Below are 14,638 nucleotides of genomic sequence, written 5' to 3' on the forward strand. Positions count from 1 at the left end.
CCGAATAACAATAATGACGGTGCAATCCATGAATACTCTCGAACCTGGCCAGCGCGGCGCAGTGCCGTTGCTGCACTTTGAAAATGTCTGCAAAAGCTTTGGCGGTACCTTGGCCGTCAATCACGTAAGCCTTGAAGTCGAGGCCGGCAGCGTGCTGGCGCTGCTGGGGGAAAACGGCGCGGGCAAGTCGACATTGATCAAGCTCCTGGCCGGTGTGCATCGTCTCGACAGCGGGCGGATTCTATTTGACGGCCACCCCATCGAAACCGAGGCCGACCGCAAGGGCATCGCCTTTATCCATCAGGATTTGGGGTTGATCGACTCTCTGAGTGCTGCCGAAAACATTGCCTTTACCTGTGGTTTTGCCCGTCGCGGCGGCCTGATCGACTGGCGGCAAGTACGGCGCAAGGCCCGTGAAGCCCTGGCCCTGGTTGACGACAGCATTGACCCGGATACCCCGGTGGGTGAGCTGGAGCGCACCCAGAAATCCCTGGTCGCCATTGCCCGTGCGCTGGCGGTGGACGCGCGCCTGCTGGTGCTGGATGAGCCCACCGCGAGCCTGCCCGCCGACGACGCCGAGCGGCTGTTTGTGGTGCTCAAGCGCTTGCAGGTGCAAGGCGTGGGCATGATCTATGTGTCCCATCGCCTGGATGAGATTTTCCGGGTGGCCGATCAGGTGGCGGTGATGCGCGATGGTCGGCTGGTGTGCCGCAAGGCCATCGCCCAAACCGACCCCCAGGATCTGGTGCGCCAGATTGTCGGGCGTGAACCCGAACAACTCTACCAGGCGGCACCCTGCAGTCACGGCCCGTTGCTGTTGCAGGTGCGTGATATGGCGTGCGGCGGGGTCAGCGGTCTGTCCTTTGACCTGCACGCCGGGGAAATCCTGGCCCTGGCCGGGCTGCGTGGCGCTGGGCAGGAGCGCGTCGGCCGGGCCTTGTTCGGTTTGCTGGCGATAGACGCTGGCGAGGTGCTGCTCGACGGTGCGCGGTTGCGCACGCATTCGGCGGCCCAGGCCATGCGCCAAGGCTTGGGGTTGGTGGCGGGGGACCGTTGTGGTGAGTCGCTGCCAATGCCGTTGTCGGTGCGCGAGAACCTGTTTCTCAACCCATTGGCCAGCGGCAAAGGGCTGCTGGGCTGGATCTCGCCGCAGGCTGAGCGGCGCCAGGCCGAGGCGTTGGTCCGGCAATTCGATGTACGGCCCAATGCCACTGAATGTGCGGTGGAAACCCTGAGCGGTGGCAATCAGCAAAAAGTGGTGATGGCCCGTTGGTTGGAGATCACCGGGCGCCTGCTGATCCTCGAAGAGCCCACCGCCGGTGTCGACGTGGGAGCCAAGGCCGATATCTACCGGCTGGTGCAACGCGCCTTGGAGCGCGGCCTGGCGGTGTTGTTGATCTCCACCGATTTCGAGGAGGTGGCCAACATCGCCCACCGTGCCCTGGTGTTCAGCCGCTCGACTGTGGTGGCGACCCTGGGCAAGGAGGACCTGTCGCTCAGCAGCCTGTTACACCGCGCTTCGGCCAGCGATGCTGCCTGAACCCCTCTATTCCATTGAACTTTATCGATAACAAGAAGGCCTGCCATGAACGCTGATAATCCTGCCTCGGCGGTTAGCCCGAGGATCCTGACCCGCGACTTTTCGCGCCTGCTGCCGGTGTACGGCATGCCGGTCTTGTTGCTGGGGCTGATCGTGTTTTTCTCGGTGCTGCTGCCGGACTCGTTCCCTACGCTGCTCAACCTCAACTCGATCCTGGGCGACAAGGTGATCATCGCGATCCTGGCCCTGGCGGCGATGGTGCCGATGCTCACCAACAAGATCGACCTGACCGTGGGCTACGGCATTGTGCTGTGGCACATCCTGGCGATCAGCCTGCAGACCCGTTATGGCTTTTCCTGGCAAGCCTCGGTGCTGATCGTGCTGGCGGCCGGGTTGTTGTTCGGCCTGATCAACGGCTTGCTGGTGGAAATGGCCAGGATCGACTCGTTTATCGCCACCCTCGGCACCGGCACCGTGGTCTACGCCCTGGCGTTGTGGCACAGCGGTGGCCGCCAGGTGTTTGGGGATTTGCCAGAAGGCTTTCTGTTGCTTAACGGTGCCAGCCTGTTCGGTTTGCCGATCGCCGCGTTCTACGTGCTGGGCCTGGCGCTGTTGCTGTGGGTGGTGACCGAGTATCTGCCGATCGGGCGTTTTCTCTATGCGATTGGTGCCAACCCGAAAGCGGCCGAGTTGAATGGTATTCCCTGCCGGCGTTATGTGGTCGGGGCCTTTATGGGCTCGGGCGTGTTGACGGCGTTTGCCGGGGTGTTATTGGCCTCGCGTTTGCAGATCGGCCAGGCCAGCGTGGGCCTTGAGTTCCTGTTGCCGGCCCTGGTCGGGGCGTTTCTCGGTTCGACCACGATCAAGCCGGGCCGAGTCAATGTGTGGGGCACGCTGATTGGCGTGGCGGTATTGGCGGTGGGCATCGCCGGTATCCAGCAACTGGGCGGGGCGTTTTTTGTCGAGCCACTGTTCAACGGTGTGACCTTGCTGCTGGCCATCGGCATTGCCGGTTATGCGGGCCGGCGCCGGGTGCGGGTGCGCAATACACCGGCCAAACCCTGAACCATCATTTTTTTGGGAGAACCTTATGAGCCTTGAAGTGTTTCGTCGTACCCGCTTGCTCGTGTGTGTTGCCTTGATCTCGCTCGCCAGTATTGCCCAGGCTGCGGCAGACGAGTTTGTCGAACAGGCCCGGCAACGGGTGGAGGCGGCCACCCAGCCCTGGACCACTTGGCAAGGCCCGGACAGCGGGCCCGTGGCGCAAGCGGGCAAACAGGTGCTGTTTATCGCCTCGGACCTGCGCAACAGCGGTGTGCTAGGGGTCAGTGAAGGGGTCAAGGCCGCAGCGCAAGTCATGGGCTGGAAGCTGCGTATCCTTGATGGCCAGGGCAGTGTGTCCGGGCGCACGGCGGCGTTGAACCAAGGCATCGTGCTCAAGCCGGACGGGATCATTTTGGGTGGCTTCGACGCCCGGGAACAGCTCAGCACCCTGAAGAAAGTCCAGGCGGCCAAGATCCCCGTGGTGGGCTGGCACGCCGGACCAAGCGCCGGGCCGATGGCCGAGGAAGGCTTGTTCGTCAATGTCACCACCGACCCCGGTGATGTGGCGAAAATCGCCGCCTACTACGCTGTGGCGCAATCGGACGGCAAGGCCGGCGTGGTGATCCTCACCGATTCGCTGTACGCGGTGGCCACCGCCAAATCCGACGCTATGGCCGAGGTCATCAAGCAATGCAGCGGGTGCAGCCTGTTGGCGCTGGAAGATTCGCCGCTGGCTGAAACCTCGTCGCGCATGCCGCAACTGACCACATCGTTGTTGCAGCGGTTTGGCGACAAGTGGAACTACACCCTGGGCATCAATGACCTGTATTTCGACTTTATCGGCTCGTCCCTCAGTCGCCTGGGGCGCAAGCCCGACCAGCCACCGCTGAGCCTGTCGGCGGGTGACGGCAGCGAATCGGCGTACCAGCGCATCCGCAAATCCAGCTACCAGGCCGCCACCGTACCGGAGCCGGTGACCTTGCACGGCTGGCAGTTGATCGACGAACTGAACCGCGCCTTTGCCGGGGTTGGGCCAAGCAACTATGTGACGGCGGTGCACTTGATCACGGCCAACAATATCCAGGTGGACGGCGGCCCGCGTAATACCTTCGATCCGGACAACGGTTATGCCGCGGCCTATCGCAAAATCTGGCAACGCTGAGGGCGAGGCTCATGACCGGTATCGAGATTTTTGACCCGCGGCTGCACAACATTCTCAAGCCTGGCAGCGTGTTGCAGCGCCTTGGCGGCGGCGCCATCTGGGGAGAAGGCCCGGTATGGCTACCCGCCGAACAGGCCCTGGTGTGGAGTGATATTCCCAACAACCGCATGCTGCGTTGGCATGAAGGGCAGGGCGTGAGTGTGTTCCGCCAGCCGTCGCATTTCAGCAACGGTAACAGCCTGGATCGCGAGGGCCGGCTGGTCAGTTGCGAGCACGGTCGCCGGGGCATTTCCCGTACTGAGTCGGACGGTGAGGTGCGGCTGCTGGTGGACCGTTATCAAGGACGACGGCTCAACTCGCCCAACGACCTGGTGGTCAAGTCCGATGGCAGCCTCTGGTTCAGCGATCCGGCCTACGGAATCATGAGTGACGTCGAAGGCTACAAGGCCGACAGCGAACAGGATGGCTGCCATGTGTACCGTTTCGACCCGCTCGCCAACGTCCTGGAACGGGTCGCCGATGATTTCCAGAAGCCTAATGGCCTGGCGTTTTCGCCGGACGAATCCTTGCTGTACATCTCCGATACCTCGGCCTCTCATGATCCAGCAGGCTGCCATCACGTGCGCGTGTTTGATGTCGAGGCGGGCCGCAGGCTGGTCAATGGCCGGGTGTTTGCGGTGATCGAACCGGGGCTGCCGGATGGCTTTCGGGTCGATCATCAGGGTTGGTTGTACATCAGCTCCCTGGACAGCATTCAGGTATATGCGCCCGACGGCACCTGCCTGGGCAAGATCCATGTACCGGAGAAAATTTCCAATTGCACCTTTGGCGGGCTGCGTGGCGAGCGCTTGTTTATCAGCGCCTCGACATCGCTGTATGCCATCGACTTGAACACCCGGGGCTGTCAATTCGCAGCCGCTTGAACATCAACGCCGCGCCATAACAACAATAAGCGAGCCAGACATGTTTATGACCCTACCTTCGTGGTTGATCCACGGAGCGCTCCTGTGTGGGGTGCTCACCACCACCGCGGTTCTTGCTGAGCCGGAGCTTGACCGCCAGCAGGCCGCACAGTTACTGCAGGCGCAGCAGGCCCGTGCGGTGCAGCCGTGGCGTGTGCCAAACGCAGTTGATATCGAACGTCAGCCCAACGCCGTGCTGATCCGCCAGGGCATGGCCTTGCTGCAGAACACCACGCGCCTGGCCGGCCCCTTGGTGGCGGATCCCGGCAAGCGTTTTTCGCGCAACAACCTCAACTGCATCAATTGCCACGAAGCCGGCCCGTCGGGGCTGCCGGGCAGCAAACCGTATGGGTTGGCACTGGTCAATGCGATCCACGACTACCCCAGGCTCGATATCAAGAGCATGCGCGTGATCACCCTGGAACAGCGGGTCGCCGGTATGTTCGGCAAGGGCGAGGCGAGCATGGGCGCGGACACGCCCGAGATGAAGGCGATCCTGGCCTACTTGAGCTGGCTGGGCAGTGAGGCGCAGCCGGGGATGAGCATGCAAGGCACGGGGCTGGCGCGTATTACCTTGCCTGAGCGAGCCGCCGACCCTGGTCGGGGCCAGGCCTTGTTCGGCCAATACTGTGTGCAATGCCATGGCGCCCAGGGCCTGGGGCTGAAGGCGCCGGACTTTGCCACTGGCGGCGGTTATGTGTTCCCGCCGATTGCGGGCGACGATACCTACGACGACGGTGGGCATATGTACATGGTGCCGCTGCTGACTCAATTCATTCACGCCAACATGCCGTTGGGCAGCACCGCCGACACACCATTGTTGAGTGTCGAACAGGCCTATGACATCGCCGCCTACGTCAACAGCGAATTACCTCGCCGGCATGCGCCGCAACGGGGCGATGCCTACCCGGACCCCGCGTGGCGCCCGGCGGGTTTTGCCGTTCCTGAACACTTTCCCGATGACCCGACAGGTTATCAGCGTGTGCGTTTCGGCCCGTTCCCGACGCCTTCCGAATAGCCCTTTAACCCAACACTGACGGTTCCCCCCGCCTCTGGGTCTTGTCGGCCTGGAAGGCTTCCTTGTGCCTATAAGAAAAGAGAGCAGCCATGAAACTTGCAGTAATCACACCCACGGCAATAGGGCTGGCACTGGTCACACCGATCAGTCCGTTGATGGCCCAGGAACACGGCTTTATTGAGGATTCGAGCGCCAACCTGCTGATGCGCAATTACTACTTCAACCGCGATTTCCAGGGGGCGAGCGCAACCCGCAACAAGGCCGAAGAATGGGCCCAGGGTTTTATCCTCGACTTCCGTTCCGGCTACACCCAGGGGCTGGTGGGATTTGGCCTGGATGTCAGCGCCATGAGCGGTTTCAAGCTCGACAGCAGCCCGGATCGCACGGGCACCGAGTTGCTGCCACGTCACGATGATGGTCGCGCGCCGGACAGCTATGGACGGGCGGGGGTGACGTTCAAGGCCAAGCTGTCGGCCACCGAGTTGAAGGTCGGTGAGTTGCGCCCGGATATCCCGGTGCTGCGCGCCGATGACGGACGCCTGTTGCCGCAGACCTTTGAGGGGCTGGCACTGACCTCCCGCGAATTTGAAGGCCTGACCCTGAGCGGCGGGCAGATCCGCAAGGTGGCGCAACGCAACTCCACCGATGACCAGGACATGTGGGCCAACCGTTTTCCGGGGGTTACCTCGGATCGTTTCAACTATGTCGGGGCCGAGTATCGCTTCAACCAGGAGCGCACCCAGGTGGGTGTATGGCAGGCGCAGCTCAAAGACATCTACCAGCAGCGCTATTACAACCTGACCCATCGCCAGCCTGTTGGCGACTGGACCCTGGCGGCCAAGCTTGGCTACTTCGTCGATCAGGAGCAGGGCAGTGCCAAGGCGGGCAACCTCGACAGCAAGGCCTGGGGCGGGTTGTTCTCCGCCAGCACCGGGCCGCACACGATGTTTGTCGGGTTGCAACGGGTCAGCGAGGGCACCGGCTGGCTGGCCCTGGCCGGCACCAGCGGCAAGACCATGGCCAACGATTCCTACAACAACAACTTCTCCAATTCCGATGAGCGCTCCTGGCAACTGCGTTACGACTTCAACTTCGTCGCCCTGGGCCTGCCCGGCTTGACCAGCCTGGTGCGCTACATCCACGGCTCTGATGCGAATGTCGGCCTGGTGCGTGATGGCACGTCATGGGAGCGCGATTTCGAATTGGCCTACACGGTGCAAAGCGGCCCGTTCAAAGACGTCAACCTGAGTTGGCGCAACTCCAGCGTGCGCAAAAGCTATGGCGAGGATTACGACGAAAACCGGTTGGTGGTGGCCTACAACCTGAATCTGTTTTAACGCTTCTGGTGGCCAGATAGCCGGTCTGTTTTTTTCAAGCCGGCTCTCCCACTAGAGATAACTCAAGCCTGATTTTTTTCTTAAAACGTATTACCCCAGGCTATCACTGGATGCACACAAGTGATTATCCAGCACCCGACCCCGTGGCTAGAGTTTGCGGACTTGAAGCGCTGCGGTGTCGGCGCTCTGCTCACCCGAAGGAGTTGAATAATGAAAATAAAATCCATCCGTACCCGTGTCTTCGAATGGAAGGGCAAGGTCGTGCCGCCCCAGGCGCACTTTTGCACCAATGCCAGCGACATCCTGTTCGAACGCGGTGACGCCATGGGCTCGTTCCGTTTCCATGGCTGGCTGGTGGTAGAGGTAGAAACCGATACCGGCCTGGTGGGCATCGGCAACTGTGCACTGGCGCCACGTGTGGCCAAGGAAATCATCGACACCTACCTGGCGCCGATTGCCATTGGCGAAGACCCGTTCGACAACGAATACATCTGGCAGAAAATGTACCGCCAGAGCCACGCCTGGGGTCGCAAGGGCATTGGCATGGCGGCCATTTCGGCAATCGACATCGCCATCTGGGACATCATGGGCAAGGCCGTCAACAAGCCGGTGTTCAAGCTGCTGGGCGGGCGTACCAAGGAGAAGATCTGGACCTACGCGTCCAAGCTTTACGCCAATGACAACCTCGACCTGTTCCTGGAAGAGGCCCAGGGTTATTTGAACCAGGGTTTCACCGCGCTGAAGATGCGCTTTGGCTACGGTCCCAAGGATGGCCCGGCGGGCATGCGCAAGAACATTGAACAAGTGCGGGCCCTGCGCGAGCTGGCCGGGCCGGACGTGGACATCATGCTGGAGTGCTACATGGGCTGGACCCTGGAGTATGCGCGGCGGATGTTGCCCAAGCTGGCCGAGTTCGAACCGCGCTGGCTGGAAGAGCCGGTGATCGCTGACGATATCGAAGGTTATATCGAGCTGAAGAAGATGGGCATCATGCCCATCTCCGGTGGCGAGCATGAGTTCACCTCCTACGGTTTCAAAGACCTGCTGGAACGCCGTGCCGTGGACGTGATCCAGTACGACACCAACCGCGTCGGCGGGATCACCGCTGCGCGCAAGATCAACGCCATGGCCGAGGCTTGGTCGGTGCCGGTCATTCCCCATGCCGGGCAGATGCACAACTACCACCTGACCATGTCCACCACGGCCTCGCCGATGGCCGAGTTCTTCCCGGTGTTTGACGTCGAAGTGGGTAACGAATTGTTCTACTACGTGTTCAAGGGCGAACCGCAACCGGTCAATGGCTATATCCAGCTGGATGACCACACCCCGGGCCTGGGCCTGGAAATTTCCGATGAGTATTTGCACGACTTCAACATCATCGAATAAGGCGGGCCCGGCGATGCGATTGATTCAATTTGAAGACCCGCAAGGGCAACGGCAGGTTGGCTGTGTCGACGGTGCGCAGATCCAGGTGGTGCGCGATACCCGCTCTACCCGTGAACTGGCACTGAGTGCGATCCGCAATGGCATCAGCCTGCGGGATGAGGTGGCCAGGCGCGGCACCGACGCGGGGCCGTTGTATGCCGAGCTGCAGGACACGGCACGGGTCCTGCCACCACTGGACCATGAAGACCCGGCCCACTGCCTGGTCAGCGGCACCGGCCTGACCCATCTGGGCAGTGCCGCGACCCGTGACCAGATGCACCAGCAGGCGGACCAGGGTACGGCGGCGATGACCGACACCATGCGCATCTTCAAATGGGGCCTGGAAGGTGGGAAACCGCCGGCTGGCCAGCCTGGTGCGCAGCCAGAGTGGTTCTACAAGGGGGACGGCAGCATTGTGGTACGCCCCGGCGCGGACTTCCCGGTGCCGCCGTTCGCCGAGGATGCCGGCGAGGAGCCGGAGTTGACCGGCCTATATGTAATTGGCGATGACGGGCAGCCCTGGCGCCTGGGTTATGCCTTGGGCAACGAGTTCTCCGACCATGTGATGGAGCGCCGTAATTATCTGTACCTGGCCCACTCCAAACTGCGTTTCTGCTGTTTCGGCCCGGAGCTGCGGGTCGGTGAGTTGCCGGCAGACCTGAGTGGCATGAGCCGGATTTTCCGTGAGGGCCAAGTGCTGTGGGAGAAGCCGTTCCTGTCGGGTGAAAGCAACATGTGCCACAGCCTGGCAAACCTGGAATATCACCACTTCAAATACGCCCAGTTCCTGCGGCCGGGGGATGTGCATATCCATTTTTTTGGCACTGCCACCCTGTCGTTTGCCGACGGGATTCGTGTACAGCCGGGGGACCGTTTCGAGGTCAGTCTCGACGCCTTCGGTGCGCCGCTGCGCAATGGCATCAGGCTGACCGATGACGTACTGGCGATTGGCGCGATCAAGGCGTTGTGAGCCACCCCATGTTTTTCCAGGAGTCATCCATGTCTCAAATCAGTGGTCATAACTACATCGGCGGCGCCTACAGCGCGGCTGGCGATACCGTACTTCAGAGCTTCGATGCGGTGACCGGGGCGGCGCTGGACGGCCAGTTCATCCAGGCGACCCGTGAAGAGGTCGATGCTGCTGCCTTGGCGGCGAGCGCGGCGTATCCGGCGTACCGCGGTATGGCGGCGGCGCGCCGTGCCGGGTTTCTTGAGGCGATTGCCGCAGAACTCGATGCTCTGGACAGAACCTTCATTGACATCGTTTGCCGCGAAACCGCATTACCCGCTGCACGCATCGAAGGTGAACGCAGCCGTACCAGCAACCAGTTGCGCCTGTTTGCCCAAGTGCTGCGTCGCGGTGACTTCTATGGCGCGCGAATCGACCGCGCCTTGCCCCAGCGCCAACCCTTGCCACGGGCCGACCTGCGTCAGTGCCGCATCGGTGTCGGGCCGGTGGCCGTGTTTGGTGCCAGCAATTTCCCCCTGGCGTTTTCCACTGCCGGTGGCGACACCGCAGCGGCACTGGCGGCCGGCTGCCCGGTGGTGTTCAAAGCGCACAGCGGGCACATGCTCACCAGCGCCTGGGTGGCGGCCGCGATTGGTCGGGCTGTGGAGAAAACCGCAATGCCTGACGGCGTGTTCAATCTGATCTATGGCGGCGGTGTCGGTGAATGGCTGGTCAAGCACCCGGCGATCCAGGCAGTGGGGTTTACCGGGTCGTTGAAAGGCGGCCGGGCATTGTGTGATATGGCTGCGGCACGGGCGCAGCCAATCCCGGTGTTTGCCGAGATGTCGAGCATCAACCCGGTGCTCCTGATGCCGGCGGCATTGGCGTCTCGTGGTGAGGCATTGGCGGCGCAGTTGAGTGCGTCGGTGACCCAGGGTTGCGGCCAGTTCTGCACCAAACCGGGATTGTTGATGGGGGTGCGCTCAGCCGACTTTACGGCGCTGGTCGAAAAGCTCGGCACCAGCCTGGCCGCCTTGCCAGCGCAGTCCATGCTCAATGCCGGGACGTTGCGCAGTTATGAGCAGGGAGTGCAACGCCTGCATGAACACTCGGGGGTTCGCCACATCGCGGGCGCACCACAGCAGGGGAATCAGGCATGGCCTCAGTTGTTCCAGGCCTCGGCGCAGTTGCTGCTTGATGCCGACAAGGTGCTGCAAGAGGAAGTGTTCGGTCCCGCGACCGTGGTTGTGGAGGCGGCGGATGACGCGCAACTGCAGCACATCATCAGTGCCTTGAACGGTCAGTTGACCTTCACCCTGATCGCCGATGAAGCGGATCTGGGGCAGTGCGCGCCGCTGATTTCGCAATTGGAGCAAAAGGCCGGCCGCTTGCTGCTTAACGGTTACCCGACCGGCGTCGAGGTGTGCGATGCGATGGTACATGGCGGGCCTTATCCGGCAACCTCCGATGCCCGGGGTACCTCGGTGGGCACGTTGGCCATCGATCGTTTCCTGCGCCCGGTGTGTTACCAGAACTACCCGGACGCGTTGTTGCCGGCGCCGCTGAAAAATGCCAATCCGCTGGGGATTGCGCGCCTGGTGGATGGAGAGACCACGTCTGCACGCTTGATCGAGCACTAGCGCTGCTGCCAGTGCCGGATGATCCACCCGTACACCGCCAGGTTGACCAGCAACACCAGTGCGCCCAGGCCCAACTGGATCTGTGGCGTCAGCCCGGCGGGGTAAATCAGTGTCAGTACATAGTGCTCGATAAACCCCCCGCCATACCCTTCCTGCCCGGCCAGTTGGCGCAGCAGGTTTTCCCAGCGGGTCAGGGGGCAGGGCAGGTGGAAGAATTCGACCGCCATGCCCCAGGCTGCGGCGGGCAGGTGCAGCCAGATGACTCGGCGCCAGCGCAGGGCGAGCAGGCCACCGAACAGTACAAACAGGATAAAACACAGGTGAAACAGCACCAGGCTGTCGGCAGCAATGCGCAAAAGCATGTCGGGGTCGCTTGAACGGATGGGAGGCCAGTCTAAGGGATAATCAGTTGCTTGCAGGCCGACAGGGCCGTTATTGTGCTGAATCCTTTTAGTCCTTTGCCACGGATCTTTTGTGATGAGCGCATCGCGTACTGCTGTCGGCCCGATCAAGGCCGTGATTTTCGATATGGACGGGTTGTTGCTGGATACCGAAGGCATCTACACCGAAGTCACGCAGATCATCGCCGAGCGCTATGGCCGCACCTACGACTGGGGCATCAAGCAGCACATCATTGGCCGGGGTGCTCAGGACCTGGCTGAATACGTGGTCAAGGCGCTGGATTTGCCGATCAGCCCTGAAGAGTTCCTGCGTATCCGTGAGCCGTTGATGAGCGAGCGCTTTCCCAAGGCGCTGGGCATGCCGGGTGCCGAGGTGTTGGTGCGGCATTTAAGTGCGCACAATATCCCGATAGCTGTGGGCACCAGTTCGTCGCGTAACTCGTTCGAGCACAAGACCACGCTGCACCGTGAGTGGTTCAGCCTGTTCGGCACTATCGTCACCGCCGACGACCCGGAGGTCGGTGCTGCCAAGCCGGCGCCGGACATCTTCCTCACCGCCGCCCGCCGCCTGGGCGTTGCGCCCGAGGATTGCCTGGTGTTTGAAGACTCACCGTTTGGCGTGACGGCGGCCAAGGCTGCGCACATGACCGCTATCGCTGTGCCTGATGAAGCCATGGCCGACAGCAAGTACGCGCATGCCGACCAGATCATCCGCAAACTCGCGGACTTCGACCTGGCTGCCTACGGCCTGCCGCCCCTGCGCTGAATCTGTAGGAACGGCAGAAGGTGTTCAGGCGCTGAAACCGCCATCAATGGTCAAGCTGGCGCCGGTGATGTAGCCGGCTTCCGGCCCCACCAGATAAGCGACAAAGCTGGCCACTTCCTCGACATGGCCATAACGGCCAACCGCCATAAACCCGATCAGGCTCTCGGCAAACTCACTGTTGGCCGGGTTCATATCGGTGTCCACCGGGCCCGGTTGCACGTTGTTGATGGTGATGCCCCGTGGCCCCAGGTCGCGCGCCAGGCCTTTGGTCAAGCCCACCAGTGCCGCCTTGCTCATGGCATAGGGGCCGCCGCCGGCGAATGGCATGCGTTCAGCGTTGGTGCTGCCGATATTGATGATGCGTCCGCCTTCGCCCATGTGCCGGGTGGCTTCCTGAGTGGCGATAAATACGCTGCGTACGTTGATGGCCAGGGTCTGGTCAAAATCTTCCAGGGTGAAATCTTCCAGCGGGCCGACCGCCAGCACACCTGCATTGTTCACCAGGATATCCAGGCGCCCGAATGCCTCGACGGTGGCGTTTACCGCATTGCGGATGGCGTTCGCGTCGGCGCTGTCGGCGTGAATCGCCAAGGCTTGGCCGCCAGCGCTGATAACGCTGTTCTGCAGGGCCTCGGCCTTGGCGGCGGAGCTGACATAAGTGAAGGCAACGGCTGCACCTTGTGCCGCAAGGCGCTGGACGATGGCGGCACCGATGCCGCGGGAACCGCCCTGGATCAAGGCAACTTTACCGTTGAGGTTTTGCGTGGTCATGTCGATCTCCAGATCATTCAAGGCGAGGCTGCCTTGTTGTTGGAATTGAGTATCGACCTCGTTGGCCGGTCTCGGTAGACCGTGATTGCTATAGTCTGTGTAAACCAAAAGTTTAGAGTGTGGTGAGATGGAAAGCTTTGGCAGTATCGAATGCTTTGTGCGCAGTGCCGAAGGTGGCAGCTTTGCCGAGGCGGCCCGGCACCTGAGCCTGACCCCGGCGGCCGTCGGCAAAAGCGTCGCCAAGCTGGAGGCGCGCCTGGGCGTGCGACTGTTTCAGCGCAGTACGCGGCGCCTGACATTGACCGAAGCCGGCCAGTTGTTCCTGGAGCAAGTCGGCGCCAGCCTCACGACTATCCAGAATGCCGTGGCAAACCTGGCCAGTGCCGAAGGCCGGCCGGTGGGCACGCTCAAGGTGAGCATGGGCACCGTATTCGGCAATCGCTACGTAGTGCCCTTGCTGGCGGAGTTTTTGCGGCGATTTCCTGATATCAGCCCCGATTGGCACTTTGATAACCGTCAGGTCGACCTGGTCGGCCAAGGCTTCGATGCGGCCATTGGCGGCGGGTTCGAACTGCCCCAGGGAGTGGTTGCGCGCAAGTTGACCCCGGCCCACCGGATTTTGGTGGCCTCCGCCGATTACCTGGCGCAACGCCTGCCCGTGCGGGCCCCTGAAGACCTGGCGCTGTGCAATGGCATCCTGATTCGTTCGCCGCAAACCGGGCGCGTGCGCACCTGGCAATTGACCAACCGCGCCCGTGAGCAGCGGCCGTTGATGCTCAAGCCGCGCATGACCATGGGCGACTCTGAAGCGGCATGTTGCGCTTGTAGCCAAGGCTTGGGCATTGCGCTGGTGAGCATGCCGATGGCCGTGCCGTTCCTCGAAAGCAAACAGTTGCAACGGGTGCTGCCCGACTGGTACGTCGATGACGGCAACATCTCCCTGTATTACGCCGAGCATAAGTTGCTACCGGGCAAGACTCGGGTATTTGTCGACTTCATCATCGAACAGTTTGCCCAGCAACAGCTGGCGCAGCGGTTCCGCGCGGTGTAGGGGCGGAACTTGTGAGCGGTATCTGTTCTAAGCTGATACGAGCCAATGGGGCTTGCGACTGTCGAGATCAATCATGTCCAAATCACGCGCGTTGATTGTGTTCACCAGCCTGGCGTTGATCGCAGGTTCCCCGGCGCTGCTGGCCGATCCCGGCAATGGCAATGGCAATGGCAATGGCAATGGCAAGGACAAAGGCAGTGCCCATGGCAATAAAGGCGGGCAGGGCGGCTCGGGCAATCAGGGCCAGGGCGGCGGCAAGAAAGGCGGGGGTGGCGGCAATTACAGTGCGCCGCAGATTGATATCGGTGGCGTGCGGGTCATCCTCGGTGATAACCGCGACTACTGGCGCGGTGGTTCGTCCCTGCCGCCGGGTATCCAGAAAAACCTCGCCCGGGGCAAACCCCTGCCACCGGGGATTGCCAAGAAACTCGATGGCCGCCTGTTGGGGCGCCTGCCCCATTACGACGGTTACGAATGGCAGCAGGCGGGCACCGACCTGATCCTGGTGACGATCGCCACCGGGATCATTTATGAAGTGCTCAACGATGTGCTGAACTGATCGAAACCGGTCA

14 protein-coding genes are annotated in these 14,638 nt (G+C 61.8%); 12 read left to right on the plus strand and 2 right to left on the minus strand.

The features are described 5' to 3' along the window. Positions 1–28: 28 nt before the first annotated feature. The 9 genes from FJD34_RS07300 (at position 29) to FJD34_RS07340 (ending at position 11,077) form a co-directional block, all read left to right on the plus strand. Positions 29–1,540, plus strand: a complete 1,512-nt coding sequence (locus tag FJD34_RS07300) for a sugar ABC transporter ATP-binding protein (RefSeq protein ID WP_050593450.1) — start codon at positions 29–31, stop codon at positions 1,538–1,540. A 45-nt stretch (positions 1,541–1,585) separates the two neighbouring features. Further along, positions 1,586–2,605 carry an ABC transporter permease gene (locus tag FJD34_RS07305; protein WP_032863421.1) on the plus strand — a complete coding sequence of 340 codons (1,020 nt, stop codon included), beginning with the start codon at positions 1,586–1,588 and terminating at the stop codon, positions 2,603–2,605. A gap of 25 nt (positions 2,606–2,630) precedes the next feature. Next, positions 2,631–3,746, plus strand: a complete 1,116-nt coding sequence (locus FJD34_RS07310; protein WP_032863420.1) for an ABC transporter substrate-binding protein — start codon at positions 2,631–2,633, stop codon at positions 3,744–3,746. Positions 3,747–3,757: 11 nt separating this feature from the next. Further along, on the plus strand, positions 3,758–4,669 hold the full coding sequence (locus tag FJD34_RS07315; protein ID WP_065943592.1) for an SMP-30/gluconolactonase/LRE family protein: 912 nt from the start codon (positions 3,758–3,760) through the stop codon (positions 4,667–4,669). A gap of 40 nt (positions 4,670–4,709) precedes the next feature. Continuing rightward, on the plus strand, positions 4,710–5,726 hold the full coding sequence (locus FJD34_RS07320) for a c-type cytochrome (RefSeq protein WP_090291723.1): 1,017 nt from the start codon (positions 4,710–4,712) through the stop codon (positions 5,724–5,726). An 89-nt stretch (positions 5,727–5,815) separates the two neighbouring features. Further along, positions 5,816–7,063: an OprD family porin gene (locus tag FJD34_RS07325; RefSeq protein WP_032863417.1), complete on the plus strand. Its 1,248-nt coding sequence runs from the start codon at positions 5,816–5,818 to the stop codon at positions 7,061–7,063. A gap of 210 nt (positions 7,064–7,273) precedes the next feature. Then, positions 7,274–8,449, plus strand: a complete 1,176-nt coding sequence (locus tag FJD34_RS07330) for an L-rhamnonate dehydratase (RefSeq protein WP_032863416.1) — start codon at positions 7,274–7,276, stop codon at positions 8,447–8,449. Between the two features lie 13 nt (positions 8,450–8,462). Next, on the plus strand, positions 8,463–9,458 hold the full coding sequence (araD1, locus tag FJD34_RS07335; RefSeq protein WP_032863415.1) for an AraD1 family protein: 996 nt from the start codon (positions 8,463–8,465) through the stop codon (positions 9,456–9,458). Between the two features lie 29 nt (positions 9,459–9,487). After that, the gene (locus FJD34_RS07340; protein WP_032863414.1) at positions 9,488–11,077 is read left to right on the plus strand and encodes an aldehyde dehydrogenase (NADP(+)); all 1,590 of its coding nucleotides are present in this window, start codon (positions 9,488–9,490) and stop codon (positions 11,075–11,077) included. Here FJD34_RS07340 and FJD34_RS07345 read toward each other — a convergent pair. After that, positions 11,074–11,439: a DUF2784 domain-containing protein gene (locus FJD34_RS07345; RefSeq protein ID WP_032863413.1), complete on the minus strand. Its 366-nt coding sequence runs from the start codon at positions 11,437–11,439 to the stop codon at positions 11,074–11,076. The two genes, FJD34_RS07340 and FJD34_RS07345, sit on opposite strands and share 4 nt — an antisense overlap. Before the next feature lie 115 nt (positions 11,440–11,554). On the opposite strand from FJD34_RS07345, the gene FJD34_RS07350 reads away from it, so the two are divergent. After that, positions 11,555–12,244, plus strand: coding sequence for an HAD-IA family hydrolase (locus tag FJD34_RS07350; protein WP_032863412.1), 690 nt, complete (start codon positions 11,555–11,557; stop codon positions 12,242–12,244). A gap of 24 nt (positions 12,245–12,268) precedes the next feature. Here FJD34_RS07350 and FJD34_RS07355 read toward each other — a convergent pair whose 3' ends face one another. Continuing rightward, positions 12,269–13,015, minus strand: a complete 747-nt coding sequence (locus tag FJD34_RS07355; protein ID WP_065943594.1) for a 3-oxoacyl-ACP reductase family protein — start codon at positions 13,013–13,015, stop codon at positions 12,269–12,271. A 127-nt stretch (positions 13,016–13,142) separates the two neighbouring features. On the opposite strand from FJD34_RS07355, the gene FJD34_RS07360 reads away from it, so the two are divergent. Together FJD34_RS07360 and FJD34_RS07365 are read left to right on the plus strand one after the other, a co-directional pair. Beyond that, positions 13,143–14,066 (plus strand): LysR family transcriptional regulator, encoded by a 924-nt coding sequence (locus tag FJD34_RS07360; RefSeq protein ID WP_032863410.1) that lies wholly within the window; start codon positions 13,143–13,145, stop codon positions 14,064–14,066. Between the two features lie 73 nt (positions 14,067–14,139). Then, positions 14,140–14,625 carry an anti-virulence regulator CigR family protein gene (locus FJD34_RS07365; RefSeq protein WP_090291721.1) on the plus strand — a complete coding sequence of 162 codons (486 nt, stop codon included), beginning with the start codon at positions 14,140–14,142 and terminating at the stop codon, positions 14,623–14,625. Positions 14,626–14,638: the final 13 nt, after the last annotated feature.

The sequence above is a fragment of the Pseudomonas brenneri genome, from assembly GCF_007858285.1.
Taxonomy (GTDB): domain Bacteria; phylum Pseudomonadota; class Gammaproteobacteria; order Pseudomonadales; family Pseudomonadaceae; genus Aquipseudomonas; species Aquipseudomonas brenneri.

Coding starts and splice junctions, on each gene's coding strand:
- FJD34_RS07300 (WP_050593450.1), top strand. CDS start 29: ATGAATACTCTCGAACCTGGCCAGCGCGGCGCAGTGCCGTTGCTGCAC.
- FJD34_RS07305 (WP_032863421.1), top strand. CDS start 1,586: ATGAACGCTGATAATCCTGCCTCGGCGGTTAGCCCGAGGATCCTGACC.
- FJD34_RS07310 (WP_032863420.1), top strand. CDS start 2,631: ATGAGCCTTGAAGTGTTTCGTCGTACCCGCTTGCTCGTGTGTGTTGCC.
- FJD34_RS07315 (WP_065943592.1), top strand. CDS start 3,758: ATGACCGGTATCGAGATTTTTGACCCGCGGCTGCACAACATTCTCAAG.
- FJD34_RS07320 (WP_090291723.1), top strand. CDS start 4,710: ATGTTTATGACCCTACCTTCGTGGTTGATCCACGGAGCGCTCCTGTGT.
- FJD34_RS07325 (WP_032863417.1), top strand. CDS start 5,816: ATGAAACTTGCAGTAATCACACCCACGGCAATAGGGCTGGCACTGGTC.
- FJD34_RS07330 (WP_032863416.1), top strand. CDS start 7,274: ATGAAAATAAAATCCATCCGTACCCGTGTCTTCGAATGGAAGGGCAAG.
- araD1 (WP_032863415.1), top strand. CDS start 8,463: ATGCGATTGATTCAATTTGAAGACCCGCAAGGGCAACGGCAGGTTGGC.
- FJD34_RS07340 (WP_032863414.1), top strand. CDS start 9,488: ATGTCTCAAATCAGTGGTCATAACTACATCGGCGGCGCCTACAGCGCG.
- FJD34_RS07345 (WP_032863413.1), bottom strand. CDS start 11,439: ATGCTTTTGCGCATTGCTGCCGACAGCCTGGTGCTGTTTCACCTGTGT.
- FJD34_RS07350 (WP_032863412.1), top strand. CDS start 11,555: ATGAGCGCATCGCGTACTGCTGTCGGCCCGATCAAGGCCGTGATTTTC.
- FJD34_RS07355 (WP_065943594.1), bottom strand. CDS start 13,015: ATGACCACGCAAAACCTCAACGGTAAAGTTGCCTTGATCCAGGGCGGT.
- FJD34_RS07360 (WP_032863410.1), top strand. CDS start 13,143: ATGGAAAGCTTTGGCAGTATCGAATGCTTTGTGCGCAGTGCCGAAGGT.
- FJD34_RS07365 (WP_090291721.1), top strand. CDS start 14,140: ATGTCCAAATCACGCGCGTTGATTGTGTTCACCAGCCTGGCGTTGATC.